Source organism: Bacteroides sp. M10 (assembly GCF_014334015.1).
GTDB lineage: Bacteria > Bacteroidota > Bacteroidia > Bacteroidales > Bacteroidaceae > Bacteroides > Bacteroides intestinigallinarum.
Genome location: NZ_CP060488.1, coordinates 667,144 through 684,820 on the forward strand (window position 1 = coordinate 667,144; position 17,677 = coordinate 684,820).

Genomic DNA, 17,677 nt, shown 5'->3' on the forward strand with positions numbered 1-17,677 from the left:
GTTTCATGTTGATAAGTTTGCCTCTATTATGGAAATCCATAGCAGAGGCAAATTTTATTCTTCAAGACTTATTAGGGGATATTCATTAAAAGGAAAAAATGATCTCCTTATTCATCAACGTTTCAAAATCAGGAAAAGATAGATGAGCCACACACCTTATAGCAACACGTATGCTACTTATCTCTTAAGAAAGAGTTACTTCTTCCAATAAGGCAAGCTCCCAACTACGCCAAACAATCGTTATTAACTTCAGCCCACCTTTTGCTCTGGCTTCTGCCACCAGTTCGTCTTCGCTATAACGAAGCAACTGCCCACGTGCCTCATCGGCAAGGACACGTATTTCTTTTTCCGAAGCACCGGCTTTTGCATATTTCACCTCAAGCAGATAAGTGAAAGGAGGCAATACAGGAACCGACGGACTAGGTCTGAATAAGAAGTCTGCAAAGCCTTTATTCAATTCGTATTCCGGATAGAGCTGGTAATAACGATACATTCCTAAGTACGCAAGCAAGAAACCTTTAATATGCGCTTCACCTTCAATATATTCACGAATACGACTTTGCTCACGAACAGCGTCGGCAATAAAATCGAACAAAGGTTTCCAGTCCCCCCTGAAAGCCATATTCTCAAATAAAGCACTCATCTTGTTCATATCAATTTTAAAGATACCGTGCTTGATGTAGCCTTGTATCAAGAAATTAAATAGCTGCTCTCTTACAACTAAATTCGGCACATGCAAAATAGGTCTTCCCACCATATCTACACCTTTAATGGAGAGAAGCCCGAAATAGAATAGCAAAGACTTGAAGTTACTAGGATCCGTCATCTCCAATGCAGAAAAATGAGTAACGATGTCAGTAGTAATCTCTCCCTGCTCGGCTATCTCTTTTATAACGGAAAAATTCTCTCCCAATCCGTGATCGAGCTTTATCAAGTATGTCAGTTTGTTGAAGTCGGTACGAATATTGGGGTCTACAATTTCTTTAGGCTTTTTATGATGAAGTACAAAAGATTTCAGAAAATAAAGAGTCATATCGGAATTAAACATACACTGCTCCAATGTATCTTCACTAAAGCAATAATTGTCATAATTAGGTTTCATCATGGCAACTATTTCATCTATAGATTCTTCAAGTACTCCCTCCTCTTTATAATATGTCAGCATTTCACGCAATTCCTTCTCACTAAAGCCAACCAAATCATTAAACCAAGGATCAGTCGTTATATTAGTTCCGATATTAAATCCACTTGTGACATCATCCATCGTCACCGGACTCACCCCGGTAATAAACAACCGTTCAAGGGCAGCCCCTGTTCCTGTTGTAGCGGATTTTATCACGTTAAAGAAGCCACGAATGAAACCTTCACCATGCGTTGCTTTTCTATAAAACTCGGTACCGTAGGTTGAAAGAATGGTATTGGTGAAATTATCGTATTCATCAATAAGCAAATAAATGCGGAGATTTCCTTTACGGCTAGCATAGGTACTGATTGCCGATAAAAAAGCACCGGGGTCTTTTTGTGTACCTTCATCCAGAATCTCCCAGATTTCTTTTCCAAGCAAACGCTCGTATTTGTACACGAAGTCCTTCAGCTTGTTACAGCAATGAAGTTTAAACGATTGTTCAACCTCATTGACATTAGAACTCACTTCTGAAAAGTTAAACCGCATAATGAGAAACTGATTGTGAAGTTTCGTCGGATGCTGGCCTATGTATAACTGACCAAACAGTTCATCAAACTGCTCTGCGTAATTTACATCATAATAAGTTTCTAACATTGCCAAAGTCAGACTCTTCCCAAATCTACGGGGACGTATCAGAAATAGATAAGGCGGTTGCATTTCTATTTTTTCAATGAACATCGTCTTATCCACATAATAATAATTTTGTTTCCGGATTCGACCAAAATCAGTTATTCCATAAGGTATTTGTTTCATCATATTGCGATTCCTTTCAGTTTGCGATTCCTTTCAATTTATCTGTTTTTTTATTTCTGCAGACTTTCTTCAATATGCTGCAAACGACGTTCTAAAGCGGCATACTTTTCATCCTTTTCTTTTAAAAGACGCTCATAAAGTTCGGTGATTTTGTCGATAGGATTGAAATTGTTAACTCGATTGTCCTCACCAACTTCATCAACAAATCCAATATTAGCATTTGTGGCTGCATTACCATTATTTGTAATATTCTCAAACACCACCGTCTGTGCATCCTCCTCCAAAGTCTTGAGATAATCGAAAGGCACATTCAACGCCCGTGCAAAGCGTTGCAACATTTCATCATCAATCACTCTCATCTTCTCATATTTAGAAACAGCAGGCTGTGAGAGATGTACTAATTCACTCAAACCCTCCTGGTTCATATTCTTTTCAACACGGGTACGACGTATATTGCGTCCGTGATGGACTCTCCCAATAATCAAATCTTCTGTTTCCATTTTTATTTTCTTTCTTTTTAAAATCCAACAAATATACAAATGAAAAGTTTCGCTCGAAGCAAATATACGAAAAAAACGAATAGATGTGATAATATGAATAAAAGGAATATTACAACCTGCCAAATAGAATAAAATGAATACATCAAATAGCGTGTAATGTGTTAAATAATTACGAACTTTACCACACAAAAGAATAGCAAAACAAAAGAGCTAACCGACATGAAAAGAATATTAACAAACAAAGAATATAGATTCATAAAAGAGCTCAAAGGATTGATGGATAAATACAATGTAGTAATCTCTACAGATGCACAAGGAAAAATTGAGATTGTGGTGAATGAAGACAATGAACCGTTTGACTTTGAAGCAGAAAACACGATCTATCTAGGAGCTTGCTTTTCTAATCACGAACTAAATGAATTACTGGAAAGAAACCTCGCACATATAAAACGAATAGAAGAGGAGTATAAAACAAACTAATAAACTGACCTATATAATCGAAAAATCATTAATCCTTTTTTCTATATAAATACCCCACCAGTTCCTTTTAAACCAACGGCCTCTTCCTTTTAAAGGAAGGGGTCGTTGGTTTAAAAGGAACGAGGCTTTGGTTTTAAAGCAAGAAAAACGAGTTTATTAGCGGGTATATTCACCTGTATCATAAACTTTTTGAGCAAAAAAGCTCTTTCAAAGAAATTTTTCTCATATCTTTGCGACGTGTTAAGTTAATAAATTGATTAAGGTCGATTTTTGACTGTTTCGAATCGGGAAGTATGGGGGTACTTTCCGATTCTTTTTATATAAAACAGCTCAACTCCGAATGATACTAATAAAAAATCCCGTTTTTTTAAAAAAACGGGATTTAATGCAAAGAAAAACAAACTCGACTTAACCAAAGCAATAAATTAAGTCAGAGTCAGATAACAAAATTCTATCGACTATCTCGTACCAGCTGTTTAATCCTTCACACAGCGGATAGACTGACCAAAAGTAGGCAACTGATACATAAGTCCCGGATTCGGCCATTTACCCAAAAACATACTCCATACGGCATGAGGATCTTCGGAAGATGATGCAGCTATCGAAGCAGTATGGTAGTATCCGGTCTGCCCTGCATACTCCAATCCACCATCCTTATTACGACGCCTTCCCGCAGAAGGAAAGAATACAGAAGCCTTATTAGACTCATTATAGACTAGAATGCCCAAATATGCCGCTTGCGCATTATCCGATGATACACAATAAGGATAATTCCCTTCATCCTTCCCCATCTTAATAGGTCGGCGGTCAAAGAAACCATCGGCATAAAAACCGATAGAGAATTTTACATGTTCTTGTGCTTCATCCGTATCATCTTTGTTTTTCCAGAAGTTCTGATATCGGTCTACCTTAATTCCACCCGCTTCCGCTGAACCATCATATCCTCCAAGATTTGAATTCATGCCAGCATCTCCACTCAATGGGTTTATAAATAAAGACTGCCGTAACTCGGAAAAAGCTATATCACTGCTATAATCTACCAAATTTGTCTTAGTGACATTTTTATCGGTATCAACAATCACATGATCGCCATCCTGATCTATATTATTAGGATACGGTCCATTATAAGAGACCCTGTCAATATACCCGTCTGACGGGCGATGGTATCCTTCAGGACAAGATTCAAAAACGTCTGTATACCCATAATCGTATATAATTTCCGGTGAAGCAGAAGCCGCTCCCCACACTGGTAGAAACAGCTTATACGATTCATTGAGGAACTGTATATCTTTATTCCAATGATCTATAGTAAGGGCAGTAGGATGATAAGCCAACCGGAAATAATCCTGATCTGCATTCTTGGGAAGTCCCCATTGAAAGAAAGCCCCAACCTGTGTTGGATACTTTACAAACTTTGCCTGCTTATGATCCACCGGAGTATACAGAGCATTACTACCGTTATAATAAGCCGGTGAGGTCAGATTATAAGGTGATAACTTGCGGGCATAATCACGGGATTTACCTTGTAATGGCCCCTTCTCTATAGGGTCTGCAGTTCCCGGCCGCATAAGATAATCGGGTTCCTCCCCCTGTCGGACATATAGATATTCTGTACTATACCACACGTGATCGTCTCCTGTCCCCCATCTACCTCCATAGCGTTCCACTTTAACCCTGGCATATCTTGGAGTTGTTGCCGTATTTTTTCCTTTTACACCAATACGGAAATAGACACGTCCCCTACCTTCCACATAGGTTCCTCCTTCTCCTTTATAAGCATTAGGCAACACCTGATAGTGTTCAGGATTCCCCGGATCATCCATTCCGACACGAGGGTCGAAGCTTGGAGTAGAACTCAAGACAACAAAATCACCGTTTTCTACAGTCGCTCTCCAGGGAGAAAGTGCTCCTAAATCTTCCGGACGTTCACCTGCCCCTGCTATCCTACCCTGCTGTCCGGTAATAATCCTTTCACCAACCTCATCATCTCTGAAAAAAGCACCTGTATATCCAGTTCCGTATGCATCAAATACAAAACGCTTTCCATCTTGGGCAGTATTAATCTTTATTTCTCTTTGCAGTTTACCACCATCTTCATCCTCCACAGACAAAACAATCCGGTAAGTTTCACGGGCACCTTTTACATTCCGTTCATCAAGCAATATATCCATATATCCTGTACCGGTTTGAGACGCTTTATCATAGGTGTACAGAAAACGGGAAGTAGCGTATGTTATCGTAGTCCCATTGTCCCGGGTATCATTCTGTTTTAACACAAGGTCATTAAATATCTTTTCTGTTTCGTCCGTAGCAGTACCCGTGGCGCCCACATACAATTCAGGTAATACTTTCACTATCGGCATGTTGGAAGTGAAAGAAATTCGCGCTCCGTTAAAATCGGTAATACTGGTTTCCAAAGCCGACAGGTTCAGGACTTTAACGCCCGCTATGTCCCAATCTTCATCCACGTCCTCCCACTCCGATGCTATAATATTTACCTGCAGCGGGTCTTGTATATATCCTGTCAGATCGAGTTTTGTATTTTTAGGCAAGCTATAATTCACCGGATTCGAATTTATCTTCAACTCACAAGACGGACTATAATTATCTACCATGTCAACTGTGAAAATCACAGCCTCATCTTCGTCATTGACAGATACCGGTTCACTTGCCGGCAAGATAATACGGTTGACTTTCTTGTCCCATCCCCATTCGACCGTAGGAGTGCCGTCGGCAAAATAATTTCCATTGTCGGTTAAGGTAAACTTACGTACTACATTCCTTTCAATAGCCGGACCATCATAACCTGCGGTCAGCGGAACAAGGTTGGGGATATTACTGAATATTACTCCTTTAAAAGCACCATTCAAATTATCTACCGCCTTCAGTTCAACATCTACCCTCACTCCAAGTCGCTCCAAAGCCAATAGTAGCATGGACACTGTCGTACCATTTTCCAATGTGGCTCCCTGCCCATCGGAAAGTACGGTTACCTTTTTTATCTCCTGCATCATCGGAATGACTTGTTCCGATGAAAAAAAACTTGCCGGATAAGCAATATGGTCCAAATCACTGTAATTACTTATGGCTTCCAACTTCGTTTTAACCGGTATATGGGGAGGTTCATTAGCCAGAAACACAAAATCATACGTTCCCGGATCAATAGGATGCCGAATGATATCTCCTGTTGATGCTGTATAATATACATTACTAATCTTATTTCCCGTTGTTCTGTCAAATGCCAGAATACGCAGGGTACGTACTACCCGATCTTCCGGAGTACCCTCGTGTGTGGTTGCTCCCAGAGGTGTTATCCCTCTCACTGTCAGAAATGTCCCTTCCACAGGATTCTCAGTGAAAGTTTCATCTATACAAGAAGAAAAGACAATCAGCAATACCGCATAAAGCCAATTTCTATATATTCTATTTCCACTCTTCATCATTCATTGTTTCCTTTTACACAACATCAAACTCTCTCTCTATTCTCAATATGCAAATATCGTGAATTCGGGCAACTCTATGAATTATATCCATTTCTGATATAAGCAATAAACGGATTGAATAACAACTGATTATGCAAATCAAAGGCACATATATTGTAAAATGCAAAAAGCGTATTGGCAACGCATCAGCATTTGCGAATTTCACATAATTCGCAAAATTCAAGTTTCGATATTCGAAATTCGCAACGAATAGATTCCTATACATCCATACACAAAAAAGCCCTTGAACAATCACGCTTCAAGGGGAAGGTATCGCCTCATTGATACCATGCTTTCTGAAAAGTGGAATTAAAAAAAATAGTCTGAAAACTTAGTTTTCAGACTATTCATTATATAGAAGATATGACTCTTTTACTTCTTTTCCGGTCTTGGCATCAACACTTTTCTTGAAAGTTTGAATTTACCAGTTTTCTGATCCACATCAATCAGTTTTACTTCGATTTCATCACCTTCCTTAATTCCAGCTTCTTCTACTGTTTCCAGACGCTTCCAATCAATTTCAGAGATGTGCAGCAAACCATCCTTGCCCGGCAAGAATTCGATGAATGCACCGTAAGGCATAATAGAACGAACTTTACCTTTATAAACTTCGCCTACTTCAGGAACAGCAACGATTGCTTTAATCATGCGCATTGCATTATCAATACATTTTTTGTTTGTTCCGGAAACTTCGATGCGTCCCATACCATCAATTTCTTCGATAGTAATCACAGCACCGGTTTCTTCCTGCATACCTTGGATGATCTTTCCACCAGGGCCGATTACAGCACCGATAAATTCTTTAGGAATTGTCATCGTTTCAATGCGTGGAGCATGTTCTTTCAGGTCGGCACGTGGTTCAGCGATTGTTTCAGTAATCTTACCCAGGATGTGCATACGTCCTTCTTTTGCCTGATTCAAAGCACGTTCCAGAATTTCGTAAGACAGACCGTCTACCTTGATATCCATCTGAGTAGCCGTAATACCATCTTTTGTTCCTGTTACTTTGAAGTCCATATCACCCAAGTGGTCTTCGTCACCCAGGATATCAGACAATACAGCATATTTCTCTTCGCCCGGATTCTTAATCAATCCCATAGCGATACCTGATACCGGTTTCTTGATCTTCACACCAGCATCCATCAATGCCAATGTTCCGGCACATACAGTAGCCATAGAAGAAGAACCGTTAGATTCGAGAATATCTGAAACCACACGTACTACATACGGATAGTCAGCAGGAATCTGTCCTTTCAAAGCACGCCAAGCCAAGTGACCGTGACCAATTTCGCGACGGCCTACACCACGTTGCGCTTTTGCTTCGCCTGTAGAGAAAGGAGGGAAATTATAATGTAATAAGAAACGTTCTTTTCCGTGTTCCAAAACATCGTCAATGATCTTCTCATCCAGTTTGGTACCCAGAGTAACAGAAGTCAGTGATTGTGTTTCACCACGAGTAAAGATAGCAGATCCGTGAGGACCAGGCAGAGGACCAACCTCACACCAGATCGGGCGGATTTCAGTAGTCTTACGACCATCCAAACGCTTACCTTCGTCAAGGATAGAACGGCGCATTGCTTCTTTTTCTACATCGTGGTAGTAACGGTCGATCAACGCACCCTTTTCGTCCAACTCTTCTTCAGAGAATTGAGCTTTAAATTCTTCACGAATAGCTTCGAAAGCAGCAAAACGTTCGTGTTTGTTATTGTTTCCGGAAGCGGCAACAGCATAAGCTTTTTCGTAACATGCTTCACGAACAGCCTTACGCAAATCTTCGTCGTTCACTTCATGGTTGTATTCACGTTTCACTGTTTTTCCAACCTCTTCAGTCAACTCCATCTGAGCTTTACAATGAACCTTGATAGCTTCGTGAGCTACTTTCATTGCTTCCAGCAATTCAGCTTCGGATACTTCGTGCATTTCACCTTCTACCATCATGATGTTCTCATAAGTAGCGGCTACCATCAGATCCATATCAGCTTTTTCCAGTTGTTCAAAAGTAGGATTGATAACGAACTGACCGTCGATACGTGCTACACGTACTTCAGAAATCGGTCCGTTGAAAGGAATATCTGAAACGGCAAGTGCTGCAGAAGCGGCAAGTCCTGCCAATGCATCCGGCATATCCACACCATCAGCAGAAAAGAGGATGATGTTCACATATACCTCTGCGTGATAATTATCGGGGAATAAAGGACGGAGAGCACGGTCGACAAGACGGCAAGTGAGAATCTCATAATCAGAAGCTCTACCTTCTCGCTTGGTGAAACCACCAGGGAAACGGCCGAATGCCGCAAATTTTTCTTTGTACTCTACCTGTAAAGGCATAAAATCTGTTCCGGGAACTGCATCTTTAGCGGCACAAACAGTAGCTAACAACATGGTGTTTCCCATGCGGAGCATTACAGAACCGTCTGCCTGTTTTGCCAACTTTCCCGTCTCGAGTGTGATGGTTCTTCCATCAGGTAACTCGATTGTCTTAACAATTGGGTTAATCATAAAAATTGTTTTATCTATACTTTTTCTTTCAAAATTCCTGCAAAGATATACATTTATCGTGGTAATTAGGTGGAAATGAGGTAAAAAGTTAGTGGCGAACTGATTTTTTTTCAAAATTAGGATGAAGAACACAGCGAAATGCTTTGACTAATCTCGAAAAGAAGTATATTTGCATCTCGTTAATAACACACACTATATGAAAAAGGTTACTTTTGCAGCGCTCGCCGCACTTACTATTACTGCTTGTAGTTCCGGCCCTAAATTCCAGGTGAACGGGGATGTATCAGGAGCCGACGGTAAAATGCTTTATCTCGAAGCTTCCGGTCTGGAAGGTATTGTTCCGCTCGATTCAGTGAAGCTGAAAGGGGAAGGTACATTCAGTTTCAAGCAGCCTCGTCCCGAGTCATCCGAATTTTACCGTTTGCGGATCGACGACAAAATCATCAATTTTTCTGTAGATTCTATCGAAACGATTCAAGTCAAAGCTCCGTATGTGGATTTCTCTACTACTTATACGGTGGAAGGTTCGGAAAACAGCAATAAGATAAAAGAACTGACGTTGAAGCAGATTCGCCTTCAAAAAGAGGTGGACAATTTACTGGCATCCCTGCGCAGCAACGGAATAGGGCATGATGTGTTTGAAGACAGCCTGGCAACATTGCTCAACAACTATAAGGAAGATGTCAAAGTGAACTATATTTTTGCTGCTCCCAACACGGCGGCAGCTTACTTTGCCCTGTTCCAGAAGCTCAATAATTATCTGATATTCGATCCGTTGAACAATAAAGACGACGTGAAATGCTTCGCAGCTGTTGCTACGAGCCTCAACAACGCGTTCCCTCATGCGGTACGTTCCAAGAACCTTTATAATATTGTAATCAAAGGAATGAAGAATACGCGCCAGCCGCAAACGAAAGCTCTGGAAATTCCGCAGGATAAAATCGTAGAAACCGGTATTATCGACATTGCCCTGCGTGATGTGAAAGGAAATGTGCGCAAGTTGACCGACCTGAAAGGCAAAGTGGTTTTGCTCGATTTCTCTGTATTCCAGTCGCCTGCCGGAGCTCCTCACAACCTGATGCTCCGCGAACTGTATAATACATACGCTAAAGAAGGACTGGAAATATACCAGGTATCTCTCGACGCGGACGAACACTACTGGAAAACAGCGGCAGACAACCTTCCATGGGTCTGTGTGCGCGATGGAAACGGAGTTTACTCTACCAACGTAGCTGTATATAATGTTCGTCAGGTTCCATCTATCTTTTTGATTAATCGTAACAACGAATTGAAGCTTCGTGGCGAAGATATTAAGGATTTGGAAGCAGCTGTCAAGTCATTACTCTAAGTTGTTATAATTTAGCATATTTCATTTAAATATGTTACATAGCATCTTTTTTCACTTGACACGTATCACTTAAAAGGCTATCTTTGCAAAGAAATAATGAAAAGAGGGTTCCAACATGGCTCATGTTGGAATTCTTTTTTGTTTATATGACCATTTAAAACAATTAAAGGAGGAAAACATCATGGCTTATATGTCAGAAGAAGGTTACAAGAAACTGATGGCGGAACTGAAGGAACTGGAAACAGTGGAACGCCCGAAGATCTCTGCGGCAATAGCCGAAGCCAGAGATAAAGGAGACTTGTCTGAAAACGCTGAATACGATGCAGCAAAAGAAGCGCAAGGTATGCTCGAAATGCGTATCAACAAATTGAAAGCTACCATTGCAGATGCAAAAATCATCGATGAATCTAAATTGAAAACAGATTCCGTACAGATTTTAAATAAGGTGGAACTGAAGAATGTAAAGAATGGCATGAAGATGATTTATACCATCGTTTCAGAAAGTGAAGCTAACCTGAAGGAAGGAAAGATTTCCGTTAATACCCCGATTGCACAAGGTCTGCTTGGCAAGAAGGTGGGTGATGTAGCAGAAATTACTGTTCCACAAGGTAAAATTGCACTGGAAGTAGTAAACATATCAATTTAACGTAAAGGCAGGTCTCCGTGTGGGGCTTGCCTTAATTTATCAATAAAAGTTATGGCAACAATATTCAGTAGAATCATCGCAGGAGAAATCCCCTGCTACAAGGTGGCGGAAAACGACAAGTTTTTTGCTTTTCTCGATATCAATCCGTTGGTAAAGGGACATACATTGGTAGTGCCCAAACAGGAAGTAGACTATATTTTCGATTTGAGCGATGAAGACCTGGCTGCTATGCATGTGTTTGCAAAGCAAGTAGCCTGTGCCATTAAAAAAGCATTCCCTTGCCAAAAGGTAGGCGAAGCTGTTATCGGACTGGAAGTACCTCATGCACATATTCATTTAATTCCTATTCAAAAGGAATCGGATATGTTGTTTTCGAATCCGAAACTGAAATTGTCGGATGAAGAATTCAAGTCCATAGCGCAAGCAATCAACTCCTCTCTATAAAACATGATGATGAAATAATGAAAGGCATTCCGTGATGGAATGCCTTTTTTCTTTACTTTTCTTTACTTTCGGCCACTTCAACTAGGTAAACTCCAATACAAATAAAAATGATTGCAAACGTCTGCGTCCAGCTAAAACGGTCTTGTCCGAGAGCAAGGGAGGTAATGGTCGCCACAATCAGAATCAGATAACCGTAGATAGCGACTACCGTTGTCTTTAGATATTTCAAACCGACAGGCAACAGCATATAACTGATAGTGGTCGGGAAAATCAATACGAACATCAGAATAAGGAAAGGTGTCCAATGGAACGGCATGGAGAATACCGGGGCATCAAACCCTGTAATAAACGTGACTATAATGGCAGACACGGCAGCACCGGAAAAGGTATATCGCAACATCGTTATCGCTCCAATGGCCGTGAGGATGCGCTGACTAAGAATCAGATAGACAGCATACACCACAGAACTTAGAAGACAAAGCATATTCCCCGTAAAAGCATCAGAGGCCAAATCATCGCTTTGCTGGGTTAGGATGCAAACCAACGCTCCTATCAGACCAATAGAAATTCCTATTATTTTTTTAGCGCCCGCCTTCTCTTTATAAAAGAATATCATGATAAGAAAAACCCAAATAGGCTGGAGACTGGTAAATATGGAACTGGAGACAGGAGTTGTTTTACTCAATCCGGCCAGATAGAGAAACATAAAGCCGTAAAGTCCCAAAGCCCCCAACAGAAAGAGGAGCCATTTATCTCTGGTTGACGATTTCTCCGGAGGCATAAACCACCCGATCACCCAAAAAGCAGCTGCTGCAAATGTGCAACGAAGCGTGGCTCCTGTCAATGGACTCATCCACAAAGGCAGAAGATACTTTAAGGCATTCATATTTAAACCGCTAAATACTTTCGAGACAGCCATGCTAAGATTGGCTTCCAGTTTCTTATTCTTCATTTTCTATTTTAATTGGTCGTTAAACAAAAAGGTATTACGGCGCCGATATGCCCAGAAAAGAGTAACAATAGTTATCAGAAGATTAAAGATAAAAGGAAACTCCTGTGATTGGGTATGGAATATCCACTGGAAAAAATCGACAATAAAGGGATAAAGCAAGATAGCCAGATAATTCATCATCATCACAAACGCCAAAGCCAATGTGGTCTTTTGCGGCAGTGCGGTCTGGGTGGTCTTATCATAAAGCATAGGCTGGATAATGCCATATCCCAAGCCAACCAGGATACATCCGGGAATAATCAACCATTCGATCGGAGCTATCCAGATTAACAACAGTCCCAACGCTATAGACAGCAGGCTGTATGCTTTCGTACGTCCTTTCAGCAAGGCTACAATTTTATTCAGACAAAACCCCGGAGCGGTGATGGCCAGAAAGAAAAGTGAAATCATCAATCCTGAATTGCCACTGGAAAAGTGATGCTTTTCCATTAAGAAAGGTAGATTGAAGATCACTACTACCACGATATATGTTATCACGCCATAGAAGAGCATCAACTCTATCAGATGTTTGATGTGAATACCGTATTTGCTACCTCCTATATCTATGGAAGTAGATTGTTCGGAGGCTTCGTTGTCTTTTGTAGTATCTGCAGAAGAGGAAGGAGAGGGTGTAAAAGCGACTTCTCCTGTCCGGTCTTCTTTCAAATGTCCTACCAGCAGAATGGAAATCAATGGGAGGAGATAGACAAGGAAAGGCAAATGCCAGCTGACTTCTGCAAGATAGCCCGTTACGGCAGTTGCTATCACTAACGTGAAATTAGTAATAGCGGAGCTTAATCCGAACTGTTTCACCCGATAGGTTCCTACAAAGTATCTGGAAACCAATCCGGTAGATAAAGGGATAATCAAACCGGAACCGATACCGAGCAAAGCACTTACCACAATTAATTGCCACATTCGATTGGAAATCAGATACAAAACGCCGCTCGCGGCAAAAAGCCAGAGTCCGACCTTTAATACACGGACATAATCGACTTTCTCTGTCAGTTTACCACCCAGCAATATAAAAGGAATAATGAGCAGTGATGGCAGCGAAGTCAACATCTGTATGTCCAGATCCGTAGCTTCCGGAAATATCTTCGTAAGATCACCCAATATAGGTGAAACAGCCAGTCCCGGCAATGAAGTCAATGCCGAAATAGACCAGATGGCAATTAAAGTAATAAGAGGAATTGTTCCTCGTCCCGTCTGTATCTTCATAATGCTTATTCGTTAAAAGTTTAGGTTTGAAGAAAACAATAGTCGCCTTATAAAGTTCAAAAGACGTATATCCGGACTTTATTGCTTTAAAAGCATCAAAACCATTCTTTGAATCAATAAAATTCAGGAATAAGATAAAAAAACAGTCAACCGTTATCAGTGGATTATGATGCTACAAGGTGCTATGAGCAGGATTCTATTCTCAAACCATTCTCATCCCTTTGAGAAAAAATTCTCATAGTAATGAGAATAATTTCTCATCGTAGTGAGAATTTTTTCTCATTGCGATGAGAATGTTCCTTTGTTAGGAGGAAGTCAAAGCAACAACTGCCAATGTGCCGGGAAGCTCTTCCATACAGGAAAACTCGCCCCCTTAATAAACGCCAAATAATGTAAAAGCCGGAAACTTTCAAACCTATCTGCTGTTGTTGTGGGAAATTCGACGGGGAAAATCCCCATCGCCCTAAACCTTTAAAAAAACAAATTAGTATGGAAGATTTAAATTTCAGAAAAGGTGATGCAAAAACCGATGTATTTGGTTCAGACAGAATGTTACAACCCTCTCCGGTAGAGAAAATACCTGATGGACCTACTACTCCTGAAGTCGCCTATCAAATGGTGAAAGATGAAACATTTGCTCAAACGCAGCCTCGTTTGAATCTGGCCACTTTCGTTACCACCTATATGGACGAATATGCTACCAAGCTGATGAATGAGGCCATCAACATCAACTACATTGATGAAACAGAATATCCGCGTATCGCTGTGATGAACGGTAAATGTATCAACATCGTTGCCAACTTGTGGAACTCTCCTGAAAAAGATACTTGGAAAACAGGTGCTTTGGCTATCGGTTCTTCAGAAGCATGTATGTTGGGTGGTGTAGCTGCCTGGTTGCGTTGGCGTAAGAAAAGACAAGCACAGGGCAAACCATTTGATAAACCAAACTTTGTTATTTCTACAGGTTTCCAGGTTGTTTGGGAAAAGTTTGCACAGTTGTGGCAGATTGAAATGCGTGAAGTGCCTTTGACACTTGAGAAAACCACTCTTGACCCCGAAGAAGCTTTGAAAATGTGTGATGAAAACACCATCTGTATCGTACCGATTCAAGGTGTTACATGGACTGGACTGAATGATGATGTCGAAGCATTGGATAAAGCTCTGGATGCTTACAATGCCAAGACCGGTTATGACATTCCTATCCACGTAGATGCCGCCAGTGGTGGTTTCATCCTTCCGTTCCTGTATCCGGAAAAGAAATGGGACTTCCGTTTGAAATGGGTACTTTCTATCAGCGTATCCGGCCACAAGTTTGGTTTGGTATATCCGGGACTCGGATGGGTTTGTTGGAAAGGCAAAGAATATCTGCCCGAAGAAATGTCATTCAGCGTCAACTATCTGGGCGCCAACATTACACAGGTAGGTTTGAACTTCTCTCGTCCAGCCGCACAAATTCTGGGACAATATTATCAATTCATCCGCTTAGGATTCCAGGGTTACAAAGAAGTGCAGTACAACTCCCTGCAAATTGCCAAATATATCCATAGTGAAATAGCCAAGATGGTTCCGTTCGTTAACTACTCTGAAGATGTTGTGAACCCGCTATTCATCTGGTATCTGAAACCGGAATATGCAAAGAGCGCCAAATGGACTTTGTATGATTTGCAAGACAAACTGTCTCAACATGGTTGGATGGTTCCTGCTTATACATTGCCTTCTAAACTGGAAGATTATGTAGTGATGCGTGTCGTTGTTCGTCAGGGATTCAGCCGTGACATGGCAGATATGCTTCTGGGCGACATCAACAATGCCATCGCCGAACTGGAAAAACTGGAATATCCAACTCCTACCCGTATGGCTCAAGAAAAGAATCTTCCGGTAGAAGTCAAGATGTTCAACCACGGTGGTCGTCGTAAAACCGTAAAAAAATAAAATGATCTATGGATAAAAAAGTAACACTCGCTCAATTGAAAGAAGTGGTACAGGAGGCATACGATCAGGTAAAGACCAATACCGGCGGCAAGAATGCCGACTATATTCCTTATCTGGCAAATGTCAACAAGGATCTCTTTGGAATCAGTGTCTGCCTGCTCAACGGGCAGACCATCCATGTGGGAGATACTGACTATCGCTTCGGTATAGAATCCGTATCCAAAGTACATACGGCTATCCTGGCACTGCGTCAATACGGTGCTAAAGAAATTCTGGACAAGATTGGAGCCGACGCAACAGGCTTGCCCTTCAATTCAATCATCGCTATCTTGTTGGAGAACGATCATCCGTCTACCCCACTGGTAAATGCCGGAGCCATCTCTGCCTGCAGTATGGTGCAACCTATCGGTGACTCTGCCAAGAAATGGGATGCCATCGTAGGAAATGTGACAGACCTATGCGGCAGTGCCCCGCAACTGATTGATGAATTGTACAAGTCGGAATCGGACACCAACTTCAACAACCGTTCTATCGCATGGCTGCTGAAGAATTACAATCGGATTTATGATGACCCGGATATGTCATTAGACCTTTACACCCGCCAGTGTTCATTGGGAGTTACTGCATTGCAGCTTTCCATCGCAGCCGGCACAATCGCCAACGGTGGTGTAAACCCTGTGACTAAAAAAGAAGTTTTTGATGCCGTCCTGGCTCCTAAAATCACTGCCATGATTGCCGCCGTAGGTTTCTACGAACATACCGGCGACTGGATGTACACTTCCGGTATTCCTGCTAAAACAGGTGTAGGTGGTGGTGTGATGGGCGTACTGCCCGGACAGTTCGGTATTGCCGCATTTGCTCCTCCTTTGGATGGTTCGGGCAACTCCGTGAAAGCGCAATTAGCTATTCAATACATCATGAACAAGCTGGAATTGAATGTATTTAGCAACAACCATATCACCGTTGTTGACTAAAATTCTCTCAATCTCTTTTATAAGAAAGGTAAAGGTTACTATCTATTGATAGTAACCTTTTTCTATTCCCCTTACCCTCTTGATTTCCCGCCAATGTTTCAATACAAACGGCATCATTTTTCAAATGCTACAAATTGAACTTACCCCTGAACAACTCTAGTTATTAAAATGAGATAGCTGTTATTAACCCGGATAAGGTAAAGTTTGATTCATTCAATAACGGTTATAACAGCGTCGTGTCTTGTCTCTTCTCAACAAAGATAGAAAGTAATACCTCTTTTCCACCCCTTTTCCTTCGCTGCTTATAAAGAAAAGTAATAATGCTGTTAAGAAAAGTGACGACGCTATCAAGAAAAGTAATTCATCTTTGGTTTTCAACACCTTACATTCGTTATCACTCCACCAGCTTTCTTCATCTTATCCGCAAGCACATTATGATGTACTTGCTTTCTGTACGGCTGCTTTTTCTGCCAACTCTTTTTTCTCAGAAGCCTTTTTCTCTAGTTCCTCCTCTTCGTAATATTGTTTTCTACGCTTGTTGGATCGCTGAATCAGATTTGTAATATAAACCGTAAAGATAGGGAACATCATCATACCCAGAGCAGCCAACAAAACGGAAAGCACACGTCCGGTCACCGTCTGCGCTATGATATTCGAACCGACGGTAGTAACGTCCATAAAAGCCCACCACAAAGCATCTCCATAACCATTCACCAAGGGATTCACCCGATGCTCAAGCACAAAAAATGCCAGACTGGAAAAATAAACTGTTGCCAACAACATCGTCAGATAAGAGACAAACAAACTCGAAGCACGATTGTAGGTCAACCAGCCGACCACAATGGCAAGTGCATATCCTCCTCTCAATAAAGGTATGAAACGGAGCAGATAGGTGATCTCATCCGAAAATGTCCACCCATAATAAGCGATAATATTCTGATAAGGAATCGCCACCAATAAAAAGATAAAATGTGTCCGCAAATAACGCCCCTTATGTTTTGCCAGAAAGAACTCCAATACAAAATCAAAAAGAAACCAAAGACAGATAAATAGCTGTACTTTCATGTAAGAAGATTGTGTATAGAAAGGAATTCCCTTAAAAGTATCCACCGAGATACTGATAACCAGGAATAAGGACATTACTAATATAATAATGTGAAGAATGCCGTAGATCCCCTTTTTCCCGAAAATAAAATCTGAAAGTGCTGATTTCATAACTAC

13 protein-coding genes are annotated in these 17,677 nt (G+C 41.1%); 6 read left to right on the forward strand and 7 right to left on the reverse strand.

The genetic code is table 11. The features are described from left to right. Positions 1 to 184: 184 nt before the first annotated feature. Both H8796_RS02625 and H8796_RS02630 read right to left on the reverse strand, forming a co-directional pair. On the reverse strand, positions 185 to 1,942 hold the full coding sequence (locus tag H8796_RS02625; protein WP_117937115.1) for an ATP-binding protein: 1,758 nt from the start codon (positions 1,940 to 1,942) through the stop codon (positions 185 to 187). Between the two features lie 47 nt (positions 1,943 to 1,989). Then, positions 1,990 to 2,439 (reverse strand): helix-turn-helix domain-containing protein, encoded by a 450-nt coding sequence (locus H8796_RS02630; RefSeq protein ID WP_117937113.1) that lies wholly within the window; start codon positions 2,437 to 2,439, stop codon positions 1,990 to 1,992. A 219-nt stretch (positions 2,440 to 2,658) separates the two neighbouring features. On the opposite strand from H8796_RS02630, the gene H8796_RS02635 reads away from it, so the two are divergent. Further along, entirely contained in the window at positions 2,659 to 2,919 is a 261-nt protein-coding gene (locus H8796_RS02635) for a hypothetical protein (protein WP_117937111.1), read from the forward strand. A 476-nt stretch (positions 2,920 to 3,395) separates the two neighbouring features. On the opposite strand, the gene H8796_RS02640 is transcribed toward H8796_RS02635, so the two are convergent. Continuing rightward, on the reverse strand, positions 3,396 to 6,362 hold the full coding sequence (locus H8796_RS02640; protein ID WP_117937109.1) for a hypothetical protein: 2,967 nt from the start codon (positions 6,360 to 6,362) through the stop codon (positions 3,396 to 3,398). Positions 6,363 to 6,773: 411 nt separating this feature from the next. Then, on the reverse strand, positions 6,774 to 8,900 hold the full coding sequence (gene pnp, locus H8796_RS02645; RefSeq protein WP_004323285.1) for a polyribonucleotide nucleotidyltransferase: 2,127 nt from the start codon (positions 8,898 to 8,900) through the stop codon (positions 6,774 to 6,776). Between the two features lie 196 nt (positions 8,901 to 9,096). On the opposite strand from pnp, the gene H8796_RS02650 reads away from it, so the two are divergent. From H8796_RS02650 to H8796_RS02660, 3 genes are all read left to right on the forward strand, one after another. Continuing rightward, the gene (locus tag H8796_RS02650; RefSeq protein WP_117937107.1) at positions 9,097 to 10,248 is read left to right on the forward strand and encodes a DUF4369 domain-containing protein; all 1,152 of its coding nucleotides are present in this window, start codon (positions 9,097 to 9,099) and stop codon (positions 10,246 to 10,248) included. A gap of 181 nt (positions 10,249 to 10,429) precedes the next feature. Continuing rightward, complete coding sequence (gene greA / locus H8796_RS02655; protein ID WP_032844195.1) at positions 10,430 to 10,894, forward strand: transcription elongation factor GreA; 465 nt, start codon at positions 10,430 to 10,432, stop codon at positions 10,892 to 10,894. Positions 10,895 to 10,945: 51 nt separating this feature from the next. Further along, positions 10,946 to 11,338: an HIT family protein gene (locus H8796_RS02660; protein WP_004296262.1), complete on the forward strand. Its 393-nt coding sequence runs from the start codon at positions 10,946 to 10,948 to the stop codon at positions 11,336 to 11,338. Positions 11,339 to 11,390: 52 nt separating this feature from the next. Here H8796_RS02660 and H8796_RS02665 read toward each other — a convergent pair whose 3' ends face one another. Next, positions 11,391 to 12,290: a DMT family transporter gene (locus H8796_RS02665; protein ID WP_117937105.1), complete on the reverse strand. Its 900-nt coding sequence runs from the start codon at positions 12,288 to 12,290 to the stop codon at positions 11,391 to 11,393. Positions 12,291 to 12,293: 3 nt separating this feature from the next. Continuing rightward, positions 12,294 to 13,550, reverse strand: coding sequence for an MFS transporter (locus tag H8796_RS02670; protein ID WP_117937103.1), 1,257 nt, complete (start codon positions 13,548 to 13,550; stop codon positions 12,294 to 12,296). Positions 13,551 to 14,039: 489 nt separating this feature from the next. Here H8796_RS02670 and H8796_RS02675 point away from each other — a divergent pair, with 489 nt between their 5' ends. Together H8796_RS02675 and glsA are read left to right on the forward strand one after the other, a co-directional pair. Further along, the gene (locus tag H8796_RS02675; RefSeq protein WP_004296269.1) at positions 14,040 to 15,482 is read left to right on the forward strand and encodes a glutamate decarboxylase; all 1,443 of its coding nucleotides are present in this window, start codon (positions 14,040 to 14,042) and stop codon (positions 15,480 to 15,482) included. An 8-nt stretch (positions 15,483 to 15,490) separates the two neighbouring features. Continuing rightward, positions 15,491 to 16,456: a glutaminase A gene (glsA, locus tag H8796_RS02680; protein ID WP_004296270.1), complete on the forward strand. Its 966-nt coding sequence runs from the start codon at positions 15,491 to 15,493 to the stop codon at positions 16,454 to 16,456. A gap of 432 nt (positions 16,457 to 16,888) precedes the next feature. Here the strand turns inward: glsA and H8796_RS02685 are convergent, their stop codons facing one another. After that, positions 16,889 to 17,671, reverse strand: a complete 783-nt coding sequence (locus H8796_RS02685) for a potassium channel family protein (protein WP_117937101.1) — start codon at positions 17,669 to 17,671, stop codon at positions 16,889 to 16,891. Positions 17,672 to 17,677 lie beyond the last annotated feature (6 nt).